23 protein-coding genes are annotated in these 18,606 nt (G+C 44.2%); all 23 read right to left on the bottom strand.

What is annotated here, in order from left to right; genetic code table 11:
• Nucleotides 1-4: 4 nt before the first annotated feature.
• On the bottom strand, nucleotides 5-1,087 hold the full coding sequence (flhB, locus tag NST33_RS11035) for a flagellar biosynthesis protein FlhB (protein ID WP_179088479.1): 1,083 nt from the start codon (nucleotides 1,085-1,087) through the stop codon (nucleotides 5-7).
• A gap of 23 nt (nucleotides 1,088-1,110) precedes the next feature.
• Nucleotides 1,111-1,899 (bottom strand): flagellar biosynthetic protein FliR, encoded by a 789-nt coding sequence (gene fliR / locus NST33_RS11030; protein ID WP_036609353.1) that lies wholly within the window; start codon nucleotides 1,897-1,899, stop codon nucleotides 1,111-1,113.
• Nucleotides 1,900-1,909: 10 nt separating this feature from the next.
• The gene (gene fliQ / locus NST33_RS11025) at nucleotides 1,910-2,179 is read right to left on the bottom strand and encodes a flagellar biosynthesis protein FliQ (RefSeq protein ID WP_047842485.1); all 270 of its coding nucleotides are present in this window, start codon (nucleotides 2,177-2,179) and stop codon (nucleotides 1,910-1,912) included.
• 25 nt (nucleotides 2,180-2,204) lie between these two features.
• Complete coding sequence (gene fliP, locus NST33_RS11020) at nucleotides 2,205-2,960, bottom strand: flagellar type III secretion system pore protein FliP (RefSeq protein WP_017689173.1); 756 nt, start codon at nucleotides 2,958-2,960, stop codon at nucleotides 2,205-2,207.
• Nucleotides 2,957-3,493, bottom strand: coding sequence for a flagellar biosynthetic protein FliO (locus tag NST33_RS11015; RefSeq protein WP_143760270.1), 537 nt, complete (start codon nucleotides 3,491-3,493; stop codon nucleotides 2,957-2,959). Before NST33_RS11015 ends, fliP begins: the two co-directional genes overlap by 4 nt.
• A gap of 11 nt (nucleotides 3,494-3,504) precedes the next feature.
• Nucleotides 3,505-3,870, bottom strand: a complete 366-nt coding sequence (locus NST33_RS11010) for a response regulator (protein WP_017689175.1) — start codon at nucleotides 3,868-3,870, stop codon at nucleotides 3,505-3,507.
• A gap of 28 nt (nucleotides 3,871-3,898) precedes the next feature.
• Complete coding sequence (fliY, locus tag NST33_RS11005; protein WP_150367668.1) at nucleotides 3,899-5,173, bottom strand: flagellar motor switch phosphatase FliY; 1,275 nt, start codon at nucleotides 5,171-5,173, stop codon at nucleotides 3,899-3,901.
• On the bottom strand, nucleotides 5,163-6,161 hold the full coding sequence (fliM, locus tag NST33_RS11000; RefSeq protein WP_221824176.1) for a flagellar motor switch protein FliM: 999 nt from the start codon (nucleotides 6,159-6,161) through the stop codon (nucleotides 5,163-5,165). Before fliM ends, fliY begins: the two co-directional genes overlap by 11 nt.
• A gap of 39 nt (nucleotides 6,162-6,200) precedes the next feature.
• Nucleotides 6,201-6,662 carry a flagellar basal body-associated FliL family protein gene (locus NST33_RS10995; protein WP_221824177.1) on the bottom strand — a complete coding sequence of 154 codons (462 nt, stop codon included), beginning with the start codon at nucleotides 6,660-6,662 and terminating at the stop codon, nucleotides 6,201-6,203.
• Nucleotides 6,662-6,883: a flagellar FlbD family protein gene (locus NST33_RS10990; protein WP_076208897.1), complete on the bottom strand. Its 222-nt coding sequence runs from the start codon at nucleotides 6,881-6,883 to the stop codon at nucleotides 6,662-6,664. The genes NST33_RS10995 and NST33_RS10990 overlap by 1 nt, the downstream gene beginning before the upstream one ends.
• 68 nt (nucleotides 6,884-6,951) lie before the next feature.
• Complete coding sequence (flgG, locus tag NST33_RS10985; protein ID WP_047842482.1) at nucleotides 6,952-7,767, bottom strand: flagellar basal body rod protein FlgG; 816 nt, start codon at nucleotides 7,765-7,767, stop codon at nucleotides 6,952-6,954.
• A gap of 81 nt (nucleotides 7,768-7,848) precedes the next feature.
• Nucleotides 7,849-8,232, bottom strand: coding sequence for a TIGR02530 family flagellar biosynthesis protein (locus NST33_RS10980; RefSeq protein WP_221824178.1), 384 nt, complete (start codon nucleotides 8,230-8,232; stop codon nucleotides 7,849-7,851).
• On the bottom strand, nucleotides 8,229-8,786 hold the full coding sequence (locus NST33_RS10975) for a flagellar hook capping FlgD N-terminal domain-containing protein (RefSeq protein ID WP_221824179.1): 558 nt from the start codon (nucleotides 8,784-8,786) through the stop codon (nucleotides 8,229-8,231). The genes NST33_RS10980 and NST33_RS10975 overlap by 4 nt, the downstream gene beginning before the upstream one ends.
• A 19-nt stretch (nucleotides 8,787-8,805) precedes the next feature.
• Nucleotides 8,806-10,194 carry a flagellar hook-length control protein FliK gene (locus NST33_RS10970; RefSeq protein WP_221824180.1) on the bottom strand — a complete coding sequence of 463 codons (1,389 nt, stop codon included), beginning with the start codon at nucleotides 10,192-10,194 and terminating at the stop codon, nucleotides 8,806-8,808.
• A gap of 39 nt (nucleotides 10,195-10,233) precedes the next feature.
• A complete protein-coding gene (locus NST33_RS10965; protein ID WP_221824181.1) occupies nucleotides 10,234-11,175 on the bottom strand; it encodes a DUF4088 family protein in 942 nt (313 codons plus the stop codon).
• Between the two features lie 43 nt (nucleotides 11,176-11,218).
• Nucleotides 11,219-11,671: a flagellar export protein FliJ gene (fliJ, locus tag NST33_RS10960; protein ID WP_076208901.1), complete on the bottom strand. Its 453-nt coding sequence runs from the start codon at nucleotides 11,669-11,671 to the stop codon at nucleotides 11,219-11,221.
• An 11-nt stretch (nucleotides 11,672-11,682) separates the two neighbouring features.
• Complete coding sequence (gene fliI, locus NST33_RS10955; protein WP_221824182.1) at nucleotides 11,683-13,002, bottom strand: flagellar protein export ATPase FliI; 1,320 nt, start codon at nucleotides 13,000-13,002, stop codon at nucleotides 11,683-11,685.
• The gene (locus NST33_RS10950) at nucleotides 12,989-13,852 is read right to left on the bottom strand and encodes a FliH/SctL family protein (protein WP_221824183.1); all 864 of its coding nucleotides are present in this window, start codon (nucleotides 13,850-13,852) and stop codon (nucleotides 12,989-12,991) included. The genes fliI and NST33_RS10950 overlap by 14 nt, the downstream gene beginning before the upstream one ends.
• Nucleotides 13,845-14,861 carry a flagellar motor switch protein FliG gene (gene fliG / locus NST33_RS10945; RefSeq protein ID WP_047842476.1) on the bottom strand — a complete coding sequence of 339 codons (1,017 nt, stop codon included), beginning with the start codon at nucleotides 14,859-14,861 and terminating at the stop codon, nucleotides 13,845-13,847. Before fliG ends, NST33_RS10950 begins: the two co-directional genes overlap by 8 nt.
• An 11-nt stretch (nucleotides 14,862-14,872) precedes the next feature.
• Nucleotides 14,873-16,456, bottom strand: coding sequence for a flagellar basal-body MS-ring/collar protein FliF (fliF, locus tag NST33_RS10940; RefSeq protein WP_076208903.1), 1,584 nt, complete (start codon nucleotides 16,454-16,456; stop codon nucleotides 14,873-14,875).
• 137 nt (nucleotides 16,457-16,593) lie between these two features.
• Entirely contained in the window at nucleotides 16,594-16,905 is a 312-nt protein-coding gene (gene fliE, locus NST33_RS10935) for a flagellar hook-basal body complex protein FliE (RefSeq protein ID WP_017689190.1), read from the bottom strand.
• A 57-nt stretch (nucleotides 16,906-16,962) separates the two neighbouring features.
• Nucleotides 16,963-17,412: a flagellar basal body rod protein FlgC gene (gene flgC / locus NST33_RS10930; RefSeq protein ID WP_017689191.1), complete on the bottom strand. Its 450-nt coding sequence runs from the start codon at nucleotides 17,410-17,412 to the stop codon at nucleotides 16,963-16,965.
• 6 nt (nucleotides 17,413-17,418) lie between these two features.
• Nucleotides 17,419-17,826, bottom strand: a complete 408-nt coding sequence (gene flgB, locus NST33_RS10925; RefSeq protein ID WP_076208905.1) for a flagellar basal body rod protein FlgB — start codon at nucleotides 17,824-17,826, stop codon at nucleotides 17,419-17,421.
• Nucleotides 17,827-18,606: the final 780 nt, after the last annotated feature.

Here is an 18,606-nt window from a genome sequence, read left to right as displayed (position 1 = left end):
CCTTTTATTTCGTTCTGCCCTTTAGTTTATATACATAAGCCAGCACTTCGGCTACCGCTTGAAACAAATCGGCCGGTATAGCGTCACCAATCTCGGCTCTCTGGAACAATGCTCGTGCTAACGGCTTGTTTTCCATCGTAATAACACCGTTTTCTTTGGCAATTTCCTTAATACGCAAGGCGACATAATCCTGACCTTTGGCAATAATCTGCGGTGCCTCCATCTCGGAACCTTCATACTTTAGCGCAACCGCGAAGTGGGTCGGGTTCGTGATGATTACATCCGCATTCGGCACTTCCTGCATCATACGCTGCATAGCCATACGACGCTGACGTTCCCGGATTTTACCTTTGATCAGCGGATCGCCTTCCATTTTCTTGTACTCATCCTTAATGTCCTGCTTGGACATGCGAATCTTCTTCTCATGGTCATACTTCTGATACATGTAATCAAATATCGCAAGTATCATTAATGCCACTGCAATCTTGATACCAAGACTTAAAGTGATCGACGCAGCGAAATGTAAAATAGCATCCAATGAAAAATGAGAAAGTGAAGCAATATCTGACTGGTAGCCCTTAATTGTACTGTAAACGAGATAACCGATAATCGACATTTTCAAAATGGATTTAGCAAATTCCACTAATGAGCGGAGAGAGAATATATTTTTGAAACCTTTAATCGGGTCCAGTTTCTCAAGTTTTGGCTTCAAACCTTCCCCTACAAGAAGAAAACCAACTTGCATGTAGTTAACGATCAAAGCAACCAATAACGCACCCAGCAAAACGGGAGCGATCAGTAACAAAACTTCAATGCCATAGCGCATCATAAGCGCCATCACATTCTCTCCGGTGATATCCATACTCAATCGATTGATAAAGATATCTGTAAACAGACGAACTATACGTTCTTTATAGAAATTGCTGAATACCATCATGATCAAAAACGCGATTAGGAGAATGGATGCGCCAGATAGTTCAGCACTTTTTACAACCTGTCCTTTTTTTCGTGTATCCTGTCTCTTTTTCGGGGTAGCTTTCTCCGTCTTCTCCCCTGAAAACAACTGGAGGTCGAGTTGAAGTTTCATCCGTGTCTTTTCCTCCGTTTCACTCAGCCGGGCCTTTGTCCAATGGTTCCAAGCAATTTTTCCATCGATCTGAAAATCGCTTCGAACAATTGACTAAATACAAAGGAGAAACTGGGAACCAGCAAAAGCAAAATAGCAAGACCAACGAGTAACTTAAGCGGCAACCCAACTGCAAATACATTAAATTGAGGAGCAGTTTTGGCCAAAAAACCCAATCCAACATCCGTCAAAAACAACGCAACTACAATTGGAGCCGACATCTGAAAAGCCAGCATAAATGATTGACCTAAGGTCTGAATCAAAAATTCAGCAATACTTCCATCTGCCAACCGTAGGAAAAACACATTCGATAATGGTACCCACCGGTAACTGTAAACTATCGCATCCAGCAAATAATGGTGTCCATTCATCGTCAGAAACAGAAGCATTGCAAATGCATACTTCAAGTTACCCGTAAGTGGAGCTGAAGCACCTGTCATTGGATCATATACATTAGCCATACCAAAACCGATCTGTAGATCGATAAAGGTCCCCGCAGTCTGGACAGCCGTCATCAACAGATAAGCCACAAAACCTAAAAGCAGGCCAATTAAAATCTCTCTGATGATCAATAAGACATAGCTCAGGTCTGTAGGCACGGTCTGGTCTATTCCATAGATCAGATAGACAGACAATGTGACAAATGCAGAGATACCAATTTTAACTGAAGCCGGCACATTTCGAGCCGAAAAAACTGGTGCAGTTACAAAAAATGATGTGATTCGACAAAACATAAGCAGAGCGACAGGGAAACTTTGCAACAATGTCTCCATCTGCTAAAGCCTACCCTATGTATCTGTATAGATTATCGAGAATGTTAAACGTAAAATCGACCAAGATATTTAAGATCCAAGGTCCAAACAAAAGTACTGCCAGAAGTACGGCAACAATCTTGGGCACAAAAGCTAATGTTTGTTCCTGAATTTGAGTTGTCGCTTGAAAAATACTGATTGCAAGTCCTACAACCAGAGCTAGTATAAGCATGGGTGCGCTGGCCAGCAATGACGTGTATACCGCTTTCCCGGCCAGACCGATAATAAATTCCGAAGTCATGACCGTCCTCCTTTAACTTTCCGGATCAAGTATTAAAACTCAGTAACAGTGACTTGACAACCAGATACCACCCGTCTACAAGGACAAAGAGCAGTATTTTGAAAGGTAATGAGATCATGACCGGCGGAAGCATCATCATCCCCATTGCCATGAGTGTACTCGCGACAACAATGTCTATAACCAGAAACGGAATAAAAATCATAAACCCCATCTGGAATGCTGTCTTCAACTCACTGATTACATATGCCGGCACCATAACAGTAATTGGGATATCCTGATAGGTCTTTGGTTGTTCAGTCTGATTGTACTTCATAAACAGTAACAGATCTTTTTCTCTGGTATGACTAAACATAAATTTCTTTATGGGATCAGCTGCTTTTTCAAGTGCCTCGGTTTGCGTAAGCTCTCCCTGGAGATAGGGCTGAAGCGCTACCTGATTTATGGAAGACAACGTCGGCGACATAATGAAAAGTGTCAGAAATAGCGCCAAACCGACCAGCACCTGATTCGGTGGCATTTGTTGTGTACCTAAAGATGTACGTATAAAACCGAGCACAATCACAATCCGAGTAAAACTGGTCATCAGTACAAGCATTGCTGGAGCAATACTAAGCACCGTAATTAACAGAATGATGGACAGTGAACTCGTGCTTGGTGTCCCTCCATCACCGTTTCCAATCTGAATATCAATATTCGGAATGGGTTCGGCAAAGGCAACCGTTACAGATGCCAGACTGATAAGTCCTAATAAACAACACGCTAACCAAATCTTTTTCTTCATGAATCCCTCGACCGATCTGTAGTATTGTCTTTATCCAGGAGCTTTTCCATCTTCTCTTTACGGTTAGGCATCTGCCGAAGTTTGGATTCAAACATTTCGTGAAAAGAAGTTGTGTCCTCTAGTTCCATTTCCCGCGGCGGTTCTTCTCTACGGAAACGTTTTGTGAGCTTGGCAATGAGAGGTGAGAGATTCCCTTGTTGTGCAGCAGCATCTCGTTCGAAGGAATCAATGATTCTTTGCGCCTCTTCCAGATCTGAAACCTTATCTACCAACTGAATGTCTTCACCTACACCAAGCAGATATACACTTCCACCAATTTCAATAATTTGCAGCGACTTGTTTTGCCCCAGTCCAACCCCGCCCAGGGTACGAATTGTGCCGTGCCGGAACATTTGCTGATTCCGTTTGTTTAAAAAACGGATCAGATAAACAATAAGGGCCAGGATGACGGCCAGGACAACAATCACCCATACAAGCTGTAAATAATAATTGGTTCCCACGCCAGCTCCTCCTGGAATATCACCCTGAGCCATCATCATGTCTCTTAAACGCCCAGTGTCTTGCTGATCGCTTCGATAACCCGGTCCGATTGGAACGGTTTAACGATAAAGTCTTTGGCACCTGCTTGAATAGCGTCGATTACCATCGCTTGTTGCCCCATCGCGGAGCACATAATTACTTTAGCGTTAGCATCAATCTTCTTGATTTCTTTCAAAGCTGCAATGCCATCCATCTCAGGCATCGTAATATCCATTGTGATCAGATCCGGACGAAGCTCTTTAAATTTCTCAATTGCTTGTGAGCCATCCTGTGCCTCACCAACAACCTCATATCCATTTTTGGACAAAATGTCCCGGATCATCATTCTCATAAATGCAGCGTCGTCTACGACTAAAATTCGGTTTGCCATCTTGATTCAAGTCCTCCCTAAATTGTGCTTATTGTAATTTCTGAATTCGGTCCCATTGGCTAACGATATCTATAACACGAACACCAAAGTTTTCGTCAATAACGACAACTTCTCCCTTGGCGATCAGTTTGTTATTCACCAAAATATCGACAGGTTCCCCGGCTAACTTATCCAGTTCGACAATCGAACCCTGTGACAGTTCCAAAATATCTTTAATTTGCTTCTGGGTCCTTCCTAATTCTACGGTGACCTTAAGGGGAATGTCCATCAATAAATTCAAATTGTTTTCGTCTACCTGACCATACGCCCCGTTTTGCAAATTGGCGAATTGAACTGGTTGTACGTTAACATTCCTATTTGGCATTCCACCGTAATGTTGAGGTGCACCATAAGGTTGCTGCGGGGGCATGCCATACGGCTGCTGTGGCGGCATTCCTTGAGGCATACCCATCGGGGCCTGTCCATATCCGTTATAGTCCTGAGCAGGCTGTTGTGGAGCCTGTGGAGCCTGTTGGTGTTGAACGGGCGGCTGCTCTGCAACCGGTGGCGGCGTTGCTGGTACAGCTGCTGGCGCAGGTTCAGGTGTTGATGCCACTGGTGCGCTGGCAGTTGACTCCTGAGCGCCTCCAATCAGCATGTCTACCATGTTTTTGGCAAAATGCACTGGTAGCAACTGCATCAGATTGGAATCGATCAGATCCCCGATTAATAAGCGAAATGAAACCTGGATGAGCGTCTCATCTGCTGGAAGATTACTTACACCCTCTCCACTCTCCAGATTGAGAATATCGATACCCGGAGGGGAAATATTCACAAAACGATTAAAAATCGTGGACATTGAGGTTGCAGAGGAACCCATCATCTGGTTCATCGCTTCCTGTACCGCACTAATATGGATTTCATTCAGTTCTTCATCGACCGGATTTCCTTCACCACCCAGCATCAAATCAGCGATGACTTGAGCATCTCTCTTCTTGATAACAAGTGAGTTAATGCCTTCGAATCCATCCACGTAATTCACATGAACGGCAACATGCGGCTTAGGAAAAGCTTCTTCAAACTGCGTTCGACTAATGATAGAAACTTTAGGTGTTGTAATATCTACTTTGAGGCCTAATAGCGTGGATAAGGCTGTTGCCGCGCTACCAAATGTGATGTTACCAATCTCCCCCAAGGCATCCTGCTCCAGCTCGGTCAAAAAATCATCAACCGTCTTTTCGGCGGGTTCCGAGCTGTTTATCGATTCCGATTGCCTGAGCAAAGCATCGATTTCTTCCTGGGATAAATAATCCTTACTCGTCAAATTCTTCAACTCCTTCGGTGACAATCTCGTCTATTTGCACAGCCACACGGTCCTTGATTGTCCCCGGACTGCCCATGTATTTCAGTTTGTCACCCACTTTAATGGAAAGTCCCTCATCAACCGGTTTGTTCAACGTAATGACATCGCCAACCGACAGACCCAGAAATTCTGCAATTGAAATTCTGGATTCTCCCAATTCCGCAACGATGGGTAACTTGGCTTTGTTCACACGCTCTTTTAGAGCATCATACTCCTCCGGAGCTCTCGTTTTCTTCTCCGAAACAAACCACTGATGAGTTGACAACCGTGACATAATAGGTTCAAGAACGACATGCGGTATACATAGATTGATCATGCCTGTCGTGTCACCAATTTTGGTACTGAGCGAGATCAGAGCAATGGTCTCATTGGGAGATACAATCTGCATAAATTGCGGATTGGTCTCGAGCGCTTCCATCCTCGGGGTAATATCCAACACGGTCTTCCATGCTTCTTGCAAACTTTCAAATGCACGGCTGAATATTCGTTCCATGATGGTCGTTTCAATCTCCGTCATCGATGCAATCTTTGTTGGAGCACTCCCGGTTCCACCAAGAAGGCGATCCAACATAGCATATCCCACGTTTGGATGGACTTCCATCACCATTCGTCCCTGTAGTGGCTCCGCTTCAAAAATGTTCAATATCGTCATCTTAGGAATAGAACGGATAAACTCATCATAAGGCAACTGTTCGACCTGAACGACATTGATTTGAACGAACGTCCGCAGTTGGGCTGAAAAATAAGTGGTGAGAAAGCGTGCAAAGTTTTCGTGAATACGTGTCAAGCTTCTGATATGGTCTTTGGAAAAACGCACTGCCCGCTTAAAATCGTACGATCTAATTTTCTTCTGAGTTTCTTCCTTCTTCAATTCTTCTGCGTCCATTTCACCAGAAGAAAGGGCTGCTAATAGGGCGTCAATCTCATTTTGTGATAATACATCCACCATGTTCTCACCCCCTTACAGGTCTACAGCGTGTTCTGTTCATTACATTGGCGCCATTACAAAAGCTGAAAAACTGGTGCTGCTCAACTTACCTTCAGGTAAAGCTTCATTAATTAGTCCCGTCAATCTCTCATTAAATTGTATGCGGCCCTTCGCTGTAGCCAGCTCCTCAGACTTTGTATCCGCAAACGTCTGAATGATAATAGGCTTCACTGTAATTTCTTTGATTTTCTCGAAATCTTCTTTGGCTGTTTTGTCTGACAACTTGAATGAGAAGCTGACAACTACAACATGATCCGTATCAGCCAAATTGGTTTTAATTTCTCCAAGCTCAGAGGAAACCTCTACAATCTCATCCGCAGTCATCTTCTTGGCTTCTGAAGCCGCCGCCGTATGTGTGTCGTCCTTATTTCCGTTCTGTCCTTGCATAAATACAAACACAACCACCACAATGAGTGTTATCGCCAGCAACATTGTTGCAAGCCAGGGCATCATTTTTTTCATCAGGATTCCTCCGTTTGCTGCACTTTAATAGTGGCTGCCTGAACCCCGATTTCACGGTTGTAATCTTTAATCTTGGAAATAACGTCATCGGCTTTTTCAAGCACAATCAGTCTCTTTCCAGTTACCAGAGTAATATACGTATCCGGCGTCTCTTCCACAATTTCAACCATCAGCGCATTTAACCACATGGGAGAACCATTTAACCGCGTAACCGAAATCATGCTAAGCCCCCTTGATCAGAGTGGGAGGAGCAAGCTCCCCCACGTTTTAAAAATTCATTAATCAGCTATTAACGTTTCAGGTTAACAACTTCCTGAAGTATTTCATCCGACGTTGTAATGATCCGGGAGTTTGCCTGGAATCCACGTTGAGCTACAATCATCTCAGTAAACTCTCCTGTCAGATCCACGTTAGACATCTCGAGCTGTCCAGCAATGATTGCTCCTGTTCCGTCCTCAGCACTGTTCGCTGTTAATGGTTCCAGCGCCCCATCCGGATTCGCGTTTGCTGTCATACGGTACAAGTTGCCCCCAATTTTCTCAAGGCCTTCTGGATTGACAACTTTACCTATTCCAAGCTGTGGACCTGCTTCGATGGTTCCGTCTGCCATGGTTTGGTTAATTGTTCCATCCTGACCTATCGTGAAGGAAACCACATCATCCGGTATCGTAATATTTCCACCACCATTATCCAGAACAAACAATCCATCCGAAGTCAAAAGGTTACGTGCAGCATCCACATGGAAATCCCCTGCACGAGTCAGGTAAGGTATTTCCTGATCTTCACTCAAACGTACCAAGAAGAATCCATCTCCATTAATCCGAAGATCTGTTGGATTATTCGTTGTCATTGGGCTACCTGCCAGATGCAGCGTATCAATTGAACCTACCGTTACACCAAGACCGATTTGTTTCGCATTGACACCACCACTTGCATCGCCAGGGGCAGTTACCCCTGCCGTTGTTTGGCTCATAATATCTTTGAACATAACCCGACTGCCTTTGAAGCCAACCGTGTTTACGTTCGCAATATTGTTACCTATTACGTCGAGTTTTGTTTGGAAACCCCGCATCCCGGAAACGCCTGAGTACATTGATTTTATCATTTTAAAAAATCCTCCCAGTCTTCATTTGGTTACCGCATCAGTCGGTCAGCGGCATTCCGGCTCCCGAGAAGGGCCAGCCGGTTAAGAAATGATTACGGCACTATCAATCTGAGTGAACACATTATCCTTCATGCTCTCACTATCCATAGCTGTAACCACAGTACGATTTTTGACATTGACGATAAAAGCCATATCCTGCATTAAAATCAATGACTCTTTGGCTCCTTTAGCAGCAGCTTTGTCCAAAGCAGAACCAATCTGTTCCATTTGCTCGGTCTTGAGTTCAATACCACGCTGTTCCAATCGTTTGGCAGCATGATTGCTCAATTTCAGAAGATTATCTTCCAGCACCTTTGCAAAAGGTTTTTCGGGTATGACCGAAGCTTCTCCCGTTTTGGGTCTTTGAAGCATATTCGGTGTAATCGGGCCTGCGTATAATTGTCCAACCGTTATGCGATCACTCATATCGTTTTCCCGCTATCTTCCGTGTCACCCGTTTCAGTGGATGATTCAACTGGCTGGCTCTCGTTCGTTTCAGGGGTTACGTCCTGAACGTTCTGTACCGGAGTTTGACTCTCTTCTGCCTGTTTTGGATAATTCACCTGAATGATCTCATCCAGCTTAATCTCGTCTTTGCCCACTTTTGCGTATTGAACGCTATCTCTTACAATGATGGAATCTACAATACCCTGGCGAAGAGTTCCGTTATCATCTTTATTAGAAGAAAGCCAACTTACCTCCATGCCAATCATGCCGGATACAGCACCAAGTGACTGGTTCAATGTTTTGAGCTGGGTAGAAATATTGACCAGTTGTTCCACTGAGCTGAACTGTGCCATTTGAGCGATAAATTCCTTATCCTCCATCGGCTGCATCGGGTCTTGATTTTGCAGCTGGGTAATCAGGATTTTTAGAAACTGATCTTTACCCAATTCTTTTGTTGCAGCACTTGTAGTTGCTTTATTGGCTGCCGAATAGTTCGGCCAGGTATTATTCGTTGAAACAATTTCATTAGCCATTTGCTCACCTCATTTCTGTTTAAGCCTTAGCACTAAATGTATCTCTCTGTAATTCATTTCCTTCGACTTGCTCGCTACGCCAGTTACGCAATTCTTCTTGAATTCCTGCTGTAGCTATAGCATCATCCGATTGTTCCTCACGCTCACGCGAACGGCGTTGTTGCTGAGAATTACTTCCCGGCTGACGGCCTCCGTCCTGATACATCTGTGATCCGATTGAACTGTTCTGAGTAACCTCAAGTCGTTCCACTTGAATTCCCTGGGCTTGAAGTGAAGAACGTAGCTGCGTCATTTGTTGTTCAAGCATGTCTTTAGCCATCGTATGTTCAGTCATAAACCGTGCAACCAACTGCCCGTTCTGCATGGTAATTTGAACGTCCAACTTACCTAAATGCTCAGGCCGAAGTGAGATGGTCGCCTCGGAAAATCCTTTTTGCTGGACAATATCCAGCTTGTTAACAACAAACTGTGTCATTTCCTTGGCAAACTGTGATGTTTGCATTACAGGTTCAGCCGGCTTTCCTGCTGTTGTACCTGATGAACGCAAAGACAGCTCTCCTGCAGTAATGATGGTTGAGTGTTCCGCTTCTCCACCTGCATTTGAAGCAGATGTTGTCTCAGCCTCAGCTTTCACCTGGGTTCCAGAATTCGCCACTGCCGCAACAATAACTTGTGGCACAACAGAATCCTGTTTAGATGTTTGAAGCGAAGTACTTGTAGCGACTTGTGCAGTCTGATCCTTAACTGCAGTCAATGTATCCAGTATGGATTTCAGTTCAGTCCATCCTTTGTTACTAGTGGTATCCACTCCAGCCTCTTGAAGCTGACTCTGCAGAGATTGTAACAGATGTTTGAATTCAGGAGCGTTCTTCGCAACATTACTCTCAGGATCATTCATTCCAGCTACTAATTGTGTAAGCATATCTTGCAGAACAAAACGTACTGCTGCCGGATGCTGCGACAGTTCAATTGCGGGTACTGTTTTTGCGCTTTCCGCTCCGTTCGAAGACTCGTCGGAACCTTCTGCATCAGTACCTGAAGGTTTACTTAATTGTGTATACATCTGTTGAATCAGAGTTTGCAAACCTGCAAGTAGAGCTGGGTCATTTTCCAAAGCTTCGTCAAGTGAATCCAAGTCCGTGAACAACGAATTCAGTATAGCTGTGATTGATGCCGCTTCTCCTTCTTCACTTGTAGCAAAGGAAAAGACCAACGGATTGGCAGTTAAGCTTCCAGTAGCGCTTGAACTATCACCTTCTGTGTTTCCTCCAGATAACGATTGTGCAAGAGTTTGGAGAAATTCACCGCTAGCACCTGCAGCTGAACCTTTCGATTGTGCTCCGGTTGTCTGAACTGCCCCTGTTGCTTTTGCAGATGCTGTGGATGCCATTTGATATACAATCGACATTTATTTTCACCTCCTCTCGGTTCTACAGTGTAATCAGTTCTACTTGTTGCCCATTAATTTGTTCAAAATTTTTGCAGTTTCAACCGAGTCCTCTGAAGACATGTTCTCAAGCAATTGAGAGCGTGTTGCATCATCTACTGAATTCAGGATGGTCAATGTTTTGTCAGGACTTAGCTTGTATGTTTCCAATAATAGCTTGGCACCACTTGAAGCAGACATCGAAGCAAATGTTTGACTAAGCTGGTTTTTATCCAGGTTTTTGCTTGTGGTTGTGGATGCGGTTGAAGTTGCTGCGGTTTCTTTCTTCAATCTGGATTGCAGCGCATCCAGCGCCAGATCCCCAGACGGTTTGGCATCCTTCATCATCATGGTGACATCGGCTGCTGTTTTCGGGTCCATCTTTTCAAGCACCTTGGTCCGAGCAGATGACTGCATGGCATTCAACAACAATACCATTTCCTCATTCGTCATATTTTGCAAAATCGGTGCAGCTTTGCTTGGGCTCATGTCCGCATACATTTTTGCTAAATCTTTGATTTGCTTTTGATAATCGGATTCCGTTTCTGGCGTTGCTGCCGTAGCTGTTTCAGCCGCTTTTTCCGCATCATCCAACTTCTTCTGAAGGTCCGTGGCCTTCTTCGCTTCAGTTGTTGTCGCTTCCTGTGCTGCCTTAAGTTCTGTTTCTTTGGCAGTTACTTGGGATTTCAGCTTTTCGATTGTGGCTTCAGCACTTTCAACCTGCTGCTCACTTTTCTCCAGCTTATCTTTCTCAGGGTCCAGCACAGGATCAGGTACCCATTCCTTAACTACCGGGATCTTGTTGGCGAATTCGAACAAATTATTACGAATATCTACATTAAAAAGCGTAAGCAATACGCCCAGCAATACTACGGTGAATACAATCGGGATGGAAATCATGAGAAATTTTTCCCAGCCGCCTCCCGATTCTTTTTCCATGTCGCTATCGTCTTTAACAGCCATCGTTCATTCCTCCTTCACGAGACAACTTCGCGTCCGGCTCACATCAATTCGCGCGTCCGGCTTTGGCAGCGAAGCGTACAGTAGCCATCTCGTCCAGATCGTTCTGTTCCCGGAGGAGCATATCCTGCTGAAATTTGATCTTGGCCTTGTCTCTCGCTCCAAGCCATACTTTTTCATCAACCATCTTACCGTTCAGAAACGTCTGATTCCGCTGCACATTGACCTGAGCATGTTTAACATCATTGTTTTTACGTGAAATGCACTCGTCAAGATGATGTACATATCGCTGCATCTCCTGCAGACTGTTTACAGACGCTGTATTTTCCGTAGCAGATTGGATAATCCCGACCAGATTATTTCTATCGTTCAGAAGTTGTATCAGATGCTCTTCCTCCGTCTGAAGTTTACCGATCGCTGTGGATAACATCCACTCTGCCTGTGTTTTTTCATTACTCTTCAGGTCAACAACTTTCTGGAAATGATATCGAAATTTCATCGCTTAACCATTCATCTCCTTGCAAATTCAAGAATCAAACGTTCCTGCACTTCATTTAAGGTGACTTTCTCGTCAACTTTCTGCTTGGTAAAGTTCCATATACTATCAATCTGGTCTATGGATTCATCAATCGCTGCATTTGATCCCCGCTGGTAAGCTCCAATATTGATCAAATCCTCCGACTCTTTGTACACAGCCATCAAACGTTTCATATTATTAACGGCTTCCAGCTGCTCTTCCGGAGCAATATCCTTCATGACACGACTTATACTGGCTAGTACATCGATCGCTGGAAAATGACCTTTATTCGCAATGGATCGGTTTAACACAATGTGGCCATCCAATATACCCCTCACCGCATCGGCGATCGGTTCGTTCATGTCATCCCCATCAACCAGAACGGTATAAAAGGCTGTAATCGAACCCGTAGGCCCTGTGCCTGCCCGTTCAAGCAGTTTGGGTAAACTCGCAAATACCGATGGCGTATATCCTCTCATTGCCGGAGGTTCACCTACAGCCAAACCGACTTCCCTTTGAGCCATCGCATATCGAGTAACCGAATCCATCATAAGCATCACGTTCATTCCACGATCTCGGAAATACTCTGCAATGGTAGTTGCAATAACTGCTCCCTTAATCCGAATCAGAGCAGGCTGATCTGATGTTGCAACAATGACTACGGAACGTTCCAATCCTTCCGGACCCAGATCCCGTTCAATAAAGTCGCGAACCTCACGTCCACGCTCACCTACAAGCGCGATGACATTGACATCCGCCGCGGTATTACGAGCGATCATGCCCATCAAAGTACTCTTACCAACACCAGAACCGGCAAAAATACCCACACGCTGTCCCTTACCTACGGTCAGCAATCCATCGATAGCCCTTACACCAACACCCATCGTTTCAAGTACACGTGGACGATCCATTGGATTGACCGGAGTATTGGAGGTAGAATACATCGGCATTCTGGATGGAAGGAGGGAACCGTCCAGCGGCTGTCCAAGTCCGTCCAATACTTTACCGAGCAATTCGGAGCCTACCTGAACACCAAGTGGCTTACCCGTACCTACTACATCACAACCAGGGCCGATGGATTGAAGTTCACCCAGTGGCATAAGCAGCACTTTGTTATCTCGAAACCCAACAACTTCGGCTTGAAGAGGCTTGGCCGATTTACCAGGATAGATATAACATACGTCACCGATACTTGCATCTGGCCCTTCTGACTCCACCATAAGACCAATGACCTGAGTAACTTTACCGTTAATACGAACAGGATCGAATTGGCGCAAATGTTCCATATATCGCTGTGAACTAAGAACCTTCATGTTGATTTCTTCGCTCCTCATCCTCAAGTGCTATGCGGACCAGTTCTTTTTTAATCTCAGCAAGCTGTGTATCAATTCTCGCATCTACACTTCCAAACGAAGAACGAATGACACATCCCTTATCTTTGACCGTTGAATCAGGCAAAATCTGCAATTCTGCCTGAGAGTCAATAGACAGAGACAATTCTTCACGAGCTGCCTGTACAAATGTAAACTGATCAGGTGCCACACAGAGTGTGATCAAACCCTGCTCCCGTTTACGTGACAAACTCTGACGAATCAGTTCCAATGTATGATCGGGTTCAATGGTAAGTTGCTTATCAATGACTTTCTCAGCGATCCCGCAAGCGAGCTCCACGAGGAACGGTTCGGCTTCCTGAATGATCTGATCTTTAGCTACATAAGCTTCCTTGAGCACTTCCTGGGCTTCAATCATCATCTTTTCGATCTGCACCTGGAGATCCAGTTCAGCTTGTACTTTGCCTTCATCAAAACCCTGTTGAAAACCTTGTGAACGTAGCGCTTCGGTCAGATGTTCATCCTGTTGTCGTTGTTCCTGCCACCAGCTGTCGATCTGTTCACGGGCCTCTTGAAGCATGCGTTCTGCCTCTTCTGAAGCTTCACGTACTTGCTTTTCTGCAAACTCCTTGGCATCTTCCAGCATTTCTGCGGTAAGACGTTGTGTTTCTTCGTCCACGCGTGCTTGAAGCGTTTCTGCCTCAGAACCTTCAGCACTATCACCGTATAATTCCGTTTCAGACTCCTCAGCACCACCATAATGATGGTGATTTTCAAGTTTTTTGCGGTCATCAACCGGTACATACTGGAAAGATTTAATCAAATTAGACAATGATATCATCTCCTCCACCGCGTGCGATAATGATCTCACCGGCTTCTTCCAATCTCCGTATCGTTCCTACAATGCGTGTCTGAGCTTCCTCAACATCACGCAATCGCACAGGCCCCATGAACTCCATCTCTTCTTTGAATGTTTCGGACATCCGCTTCGACATGTTCCGGAACACAGCATCCCGAACCTCTTCGCTTGCCACCTTGAGTGCGAGTTGCAGATCTGCGTTGTCGATATCCCGGATAATACGCTGGATCGAACGATCATCCACATTGACGATATCTTCGAATACAAACATACGTTTTTTGATTTCCTCTGCAAGCTCTGGATCCTGAATTTCAAGCGAGTCCAAAATGGTACGCTCTGTACCCCGATCGACTCCGTTCAGAATCTGAACGATCGATTCGATACCACCCGCATTGGTGTAATCCTGTGTTACGGTAGAAGATAACTTCTGTTCCAGAACCCGCTCCACTTGAGAGATAACTTCTGGCGAAGTACTATCCATAACAGCCACCCGGCGAGCGACATCTGCCTGTTTCTCTTGTGGCAAGGATGATAGAATCGCTGCTGCCTGTTCGAATTGCAGGTAAGACAGAACCAGGGCAATCGTTTGCGGGCTTTCATTCTGAATAAAGTTCAAAATTTGATTCGGATCTGCTTTGCGCGCAAAGTCAAATGGTCTAACTTGCAGCGTAGCTGTCAAACGATTAATGACTTCAAGTGCTTTTGATGAACCCAGAGCTTTCTCCAGGATTTCTCTCGCATAGTTGATACCGCCCTGAGAGATATATTCCTGCGCCAGACAGATCTGGTGAAACTCGGCCATGATCATGTCCTTTTCGGAAGAATCAACCTTGCGAACGTTGGCAATCTCCAACGTAAGTTGCTCAATCTCCTCATCACGCAGATGTTTGAAGATCTGAGCCGATACTTCCGGACCTAATGTAATCAACAAAATTGCTGCTTTTTGTCTTCCAGTCAAACCTTGACTGCTTGCCTTCGCCAATGCGTTCACCTCTATTCGTCAGCCAGCCATGTACGCAGCAGATTGACGAATTCGTCTGGCTTTTTCTTGGCCAAACTCTCCAATTGTTTGCGCACCTGACTTTCGTTCGTTACACTGTCCAGCGTAATGGACGGGAACTCTGTTGCTATTGGAAGAGGAATCTCTTCTTCTTCGACTTCGTTTTGTTTGCGGCGACGGCGTACTAACAAAATAACTACCGCTGCGATCAATGCCGCTATGAGTGCGCCTCCACCCCACATCATCGTTGAGGAAAGCTGGAAACCTGTATTGTCTGCAGAGGCAGACTGGAATCCTTGTGACATGACTGAAACTTTCTTTGTCAGATCGGCGTCACTTATTACAGTGCCTGAGTCTGCCAGTGAAGCACGAACAATGTTAACCAAAATGTTTTCAATTGCGTCCTGAACCGGTCCCTGTAATTCTGTTTCTCCATTTGGTGGTTCAACTGCAACGTTAATGGTTAAGTCTTTTACAGTATATGGACTGGAAATGATATCCTTGGCGATTCGATTAACATCGTAGTTTATAGTGCTTGATGATTCTTCAGAGGTAGAATTACCGGTTGCATCAGATGATGGGTAACCCGGAACTTCCTCTTGTCCTGTGCCAGCAACACCACCTGTTGGGTTGCTTGCGCCAGTGTAGCTCTTTTGAATCTCCTGCACACTGATCTCGATGCCTTTCATATTATCTACATCAACAGGTGTGACCAGATTTTCCTTACGTGTTTCTTTGTCAAAATTAAGCTTGGAGGCTACCAAAACATTAACTTTGTCTTCCCCTACAATCTGGGAAAGGAATTGCTTTACGTTATTACGGACATCGTTTTCAAACTTTTTCTGTAAAGCCATGTTTTCTTGAACTTCGGAAGACAACCCGCCACTGCCACCTCGGGCAGTTGGAATCAATTCTGCTTCATCTGTGTTCGTAATCGTGATGTTCTCAACAGGCAGATTAGGAATTGCAGTCTTAACCAAGTTAAAGTAGCCATCTACCGCTGCCTGATTTGGGTGATAACCCGGTTTGAATTGGAGAGCTACCGATGCTGATGCTTTGTCTTGTTCTTCTAAACCAGCAAAAATGTTATCTTTCGGCATATTAACGAGTACTTTAGCATCCTGTATCCCTTGCATCCGCTGAAGTAACTGTTCAACTTCTCCGTTTATAGCGTTGTTGTACTTTACATCAAACTCTTTATCCGTCATCCCGATAGGTGATGATGACTCCTCAAATGACTTATACCCTAATGAACCATTTTGAATAATCCCTTGAGATCCAACGTTGACCTTTGCGATTGCAACACTTGTACTCGGTACGGATATGGTCTTGCCATCTGAACTTAATTTGTATGGAATGCTAGATGAATCTAGATAACTGATCACGCCCGCTGAATCACTTGCATTCAAATCTGTAAAAGCAACTTCATATTCCGTCTTGGACAACTGCATCGTGAGCACAACTGCAGCCAAAATCAGAAACAGGAAGGTGGATATAAATAATACTTTTTGCTTTTTGCTAAAACTATTCCAATACTGGGATGCCTTATCCCTGTACTGGGCGATTCTCTCATTCACTCTGTCACCCCATCCGAAACTTTGCTTAGTCTGTCCTTACTCAACCCCATCCGTTTCATAGGTTGACGATCAGGAGCAGCATCGCAGCTGCTTTGTTGTAATGATCAGCGCTACTATCGAAGCGCAAGTAGGTTGTTTTATAACTGCGTTCGCATAACTTCCTGGTATGCTTCAACCACTTTGTTTCGGACTTGAGTTGTGAGTTGTAGGCTTAACAAGGCCTGTTCTGAAGCAATCATCACTTGATCCACATTCGCTTTGCCGACCAAAAATTGATTCGACATTTCATGAGATTGAGCCTCCTGTGCTGCAACGGACCCTAATGCATTCTGTAAGTATGTACCGAAGCTCTGAATGGTTTCGGCTGGTGTAGAAGGCTTACTTTCGGTTGCACTCTTCATCTGTAGCGGTTGTATCCCCTGTGTGCTAAACATGTTGTTCTGAATCATTAATGTCCCTCCCCTTCATCCTGGTTTGTATTTTTCTTATTTTCATTTCAAAGCAACTTATCTTCCAATCTCCAAAGCTTTGGAGATCATTGCTTTGGTTGAATTCAGTGCTGTTACGTTTGCTTCATAGGAACGGGAAGCAGAGATCATGTCGACCATTTCTTTCGCAATATCCACATTAGGCATAAATACATATCCTTCTGCATTGGCATCCGGATGAGAAGGGTCATACACAGGCTTCAAAGGTGACTGATCCTCGCGAATCTCCGTTACTCTCACGCCATCTCCTGAACCGCTACCTCTCATCTGATTTTGCAGCATCGTACCAAATGACGTTTTATTCGGCTCAAGCACAACCATTTTACGTTTGTAAGGGACCGCTTCACCATTGGATACGCTCGCGCGCGTCGTCTCTGCGTTGGCAATGTTGGAAGATATAACGTCCATCCGCAACCGTTGGGCTGTCAGAGCTGAGCTACTGATACTAAAACTATTACTAATGTTCAATTTAGGTTATCTCCCTTCCACGCCAACACGCATGATTTTAATTTGTTCGTTCACTTGCTGAATATAAGCGTTATAACGCAACTGATTCTCCGCCAGAAGACTCATTTCTCTGTCTATGTCGACATTGTTTTCGTTGTTATTCATGGAGGTTGACTGGTCCATATTAACTACTGGCGTTGGTACGGAAGAGGAAGGACCTATGACAAAATGCCTTGCATCAGTTACTTTACCCTTAAGAACAGGCATATCTCCATTCATTTGCCCTTGTAACATTTCTTCAAAAGAAACGTTCGAGCGCTTGAAATACGGGGTATCGGCGTTCGCGATGTTGTCAGCAATTGTTCGCTGTCTGATATTGGACGCATCGAGTGCACCTTGCAATCTTTTAAAACTGATATCGTTTAAAAGATTCACAATCCCCCTCCTCTCTTTAGAAGTTATGGAAAAAGATTGAATCTTCTTCCTTGAAAATCCTAATGTTTTTTCGACAAAAACATTCGTCTTTACACGGTTTTCTAGGACTTAAGTAGAATTAACTCTGATGTTGTCGTATAACATAAGTTTCTTCGAGTTTGGGATATATTACAATAAGAAAAAAGCCCTATCTTTTCTGAAAGACAGGGCTTTTTGTGTATTTTCTGCAAATTATGAATTTTTTCGTAAATGTTCAGGCCCAAAACAAAAGTATGTTAATACTCTCCCTGATTGTTCTTAAACATTCTTAAAATAAAAAAAACCTTTCTCGTCTCGGCAGCACTGTATAAAGCCTGTAATTATGTATATTTTCGAAATATTCATCGTTGATAATGTTAGAATTTTTTGCCGTTAGATTAAGGGTTTAGCGACTACATGATAGGTATGCATACGAAGCTGTGTATTAATCAATTGACAAGTTATCTTTCACGAATTAAGATTTCTCACCAATTCTACACAACACTTTCTTAACAATTAAGTAGGGTTTACGTATTTTAATCCCCAGAAAACAATTGGTGACTTCGCACTCTTCTATAAATTCTTTTTTTGCGCATTTACGCAACATTTACCAATCTGTCAACTAAACCGATGCCCAGACTTGGAATAAGAAACATTCTTTTAATGGGAATGACTGGATATAAAAATCAGAAATAACTACCACTCCGATAGGTTTTAACACGCTTTGCATGCGGCACAAGTCCTAGGTTTTGTCGATCCAGA

It is taken from the genome of Paenibacillus sp. FSL L8-0435 (assembly GCF_037965655.1).
Classification (GTDB): domain Bacteria; phylum Bacillota; class Bacilli; order Paenibacillales; family Paenibacillaceae; genus Paenibacillus.
Note: the sequence above shows the minus strand (reverse complement) of the source record. Positions and strands in the feature narration are given on the sequence as shown.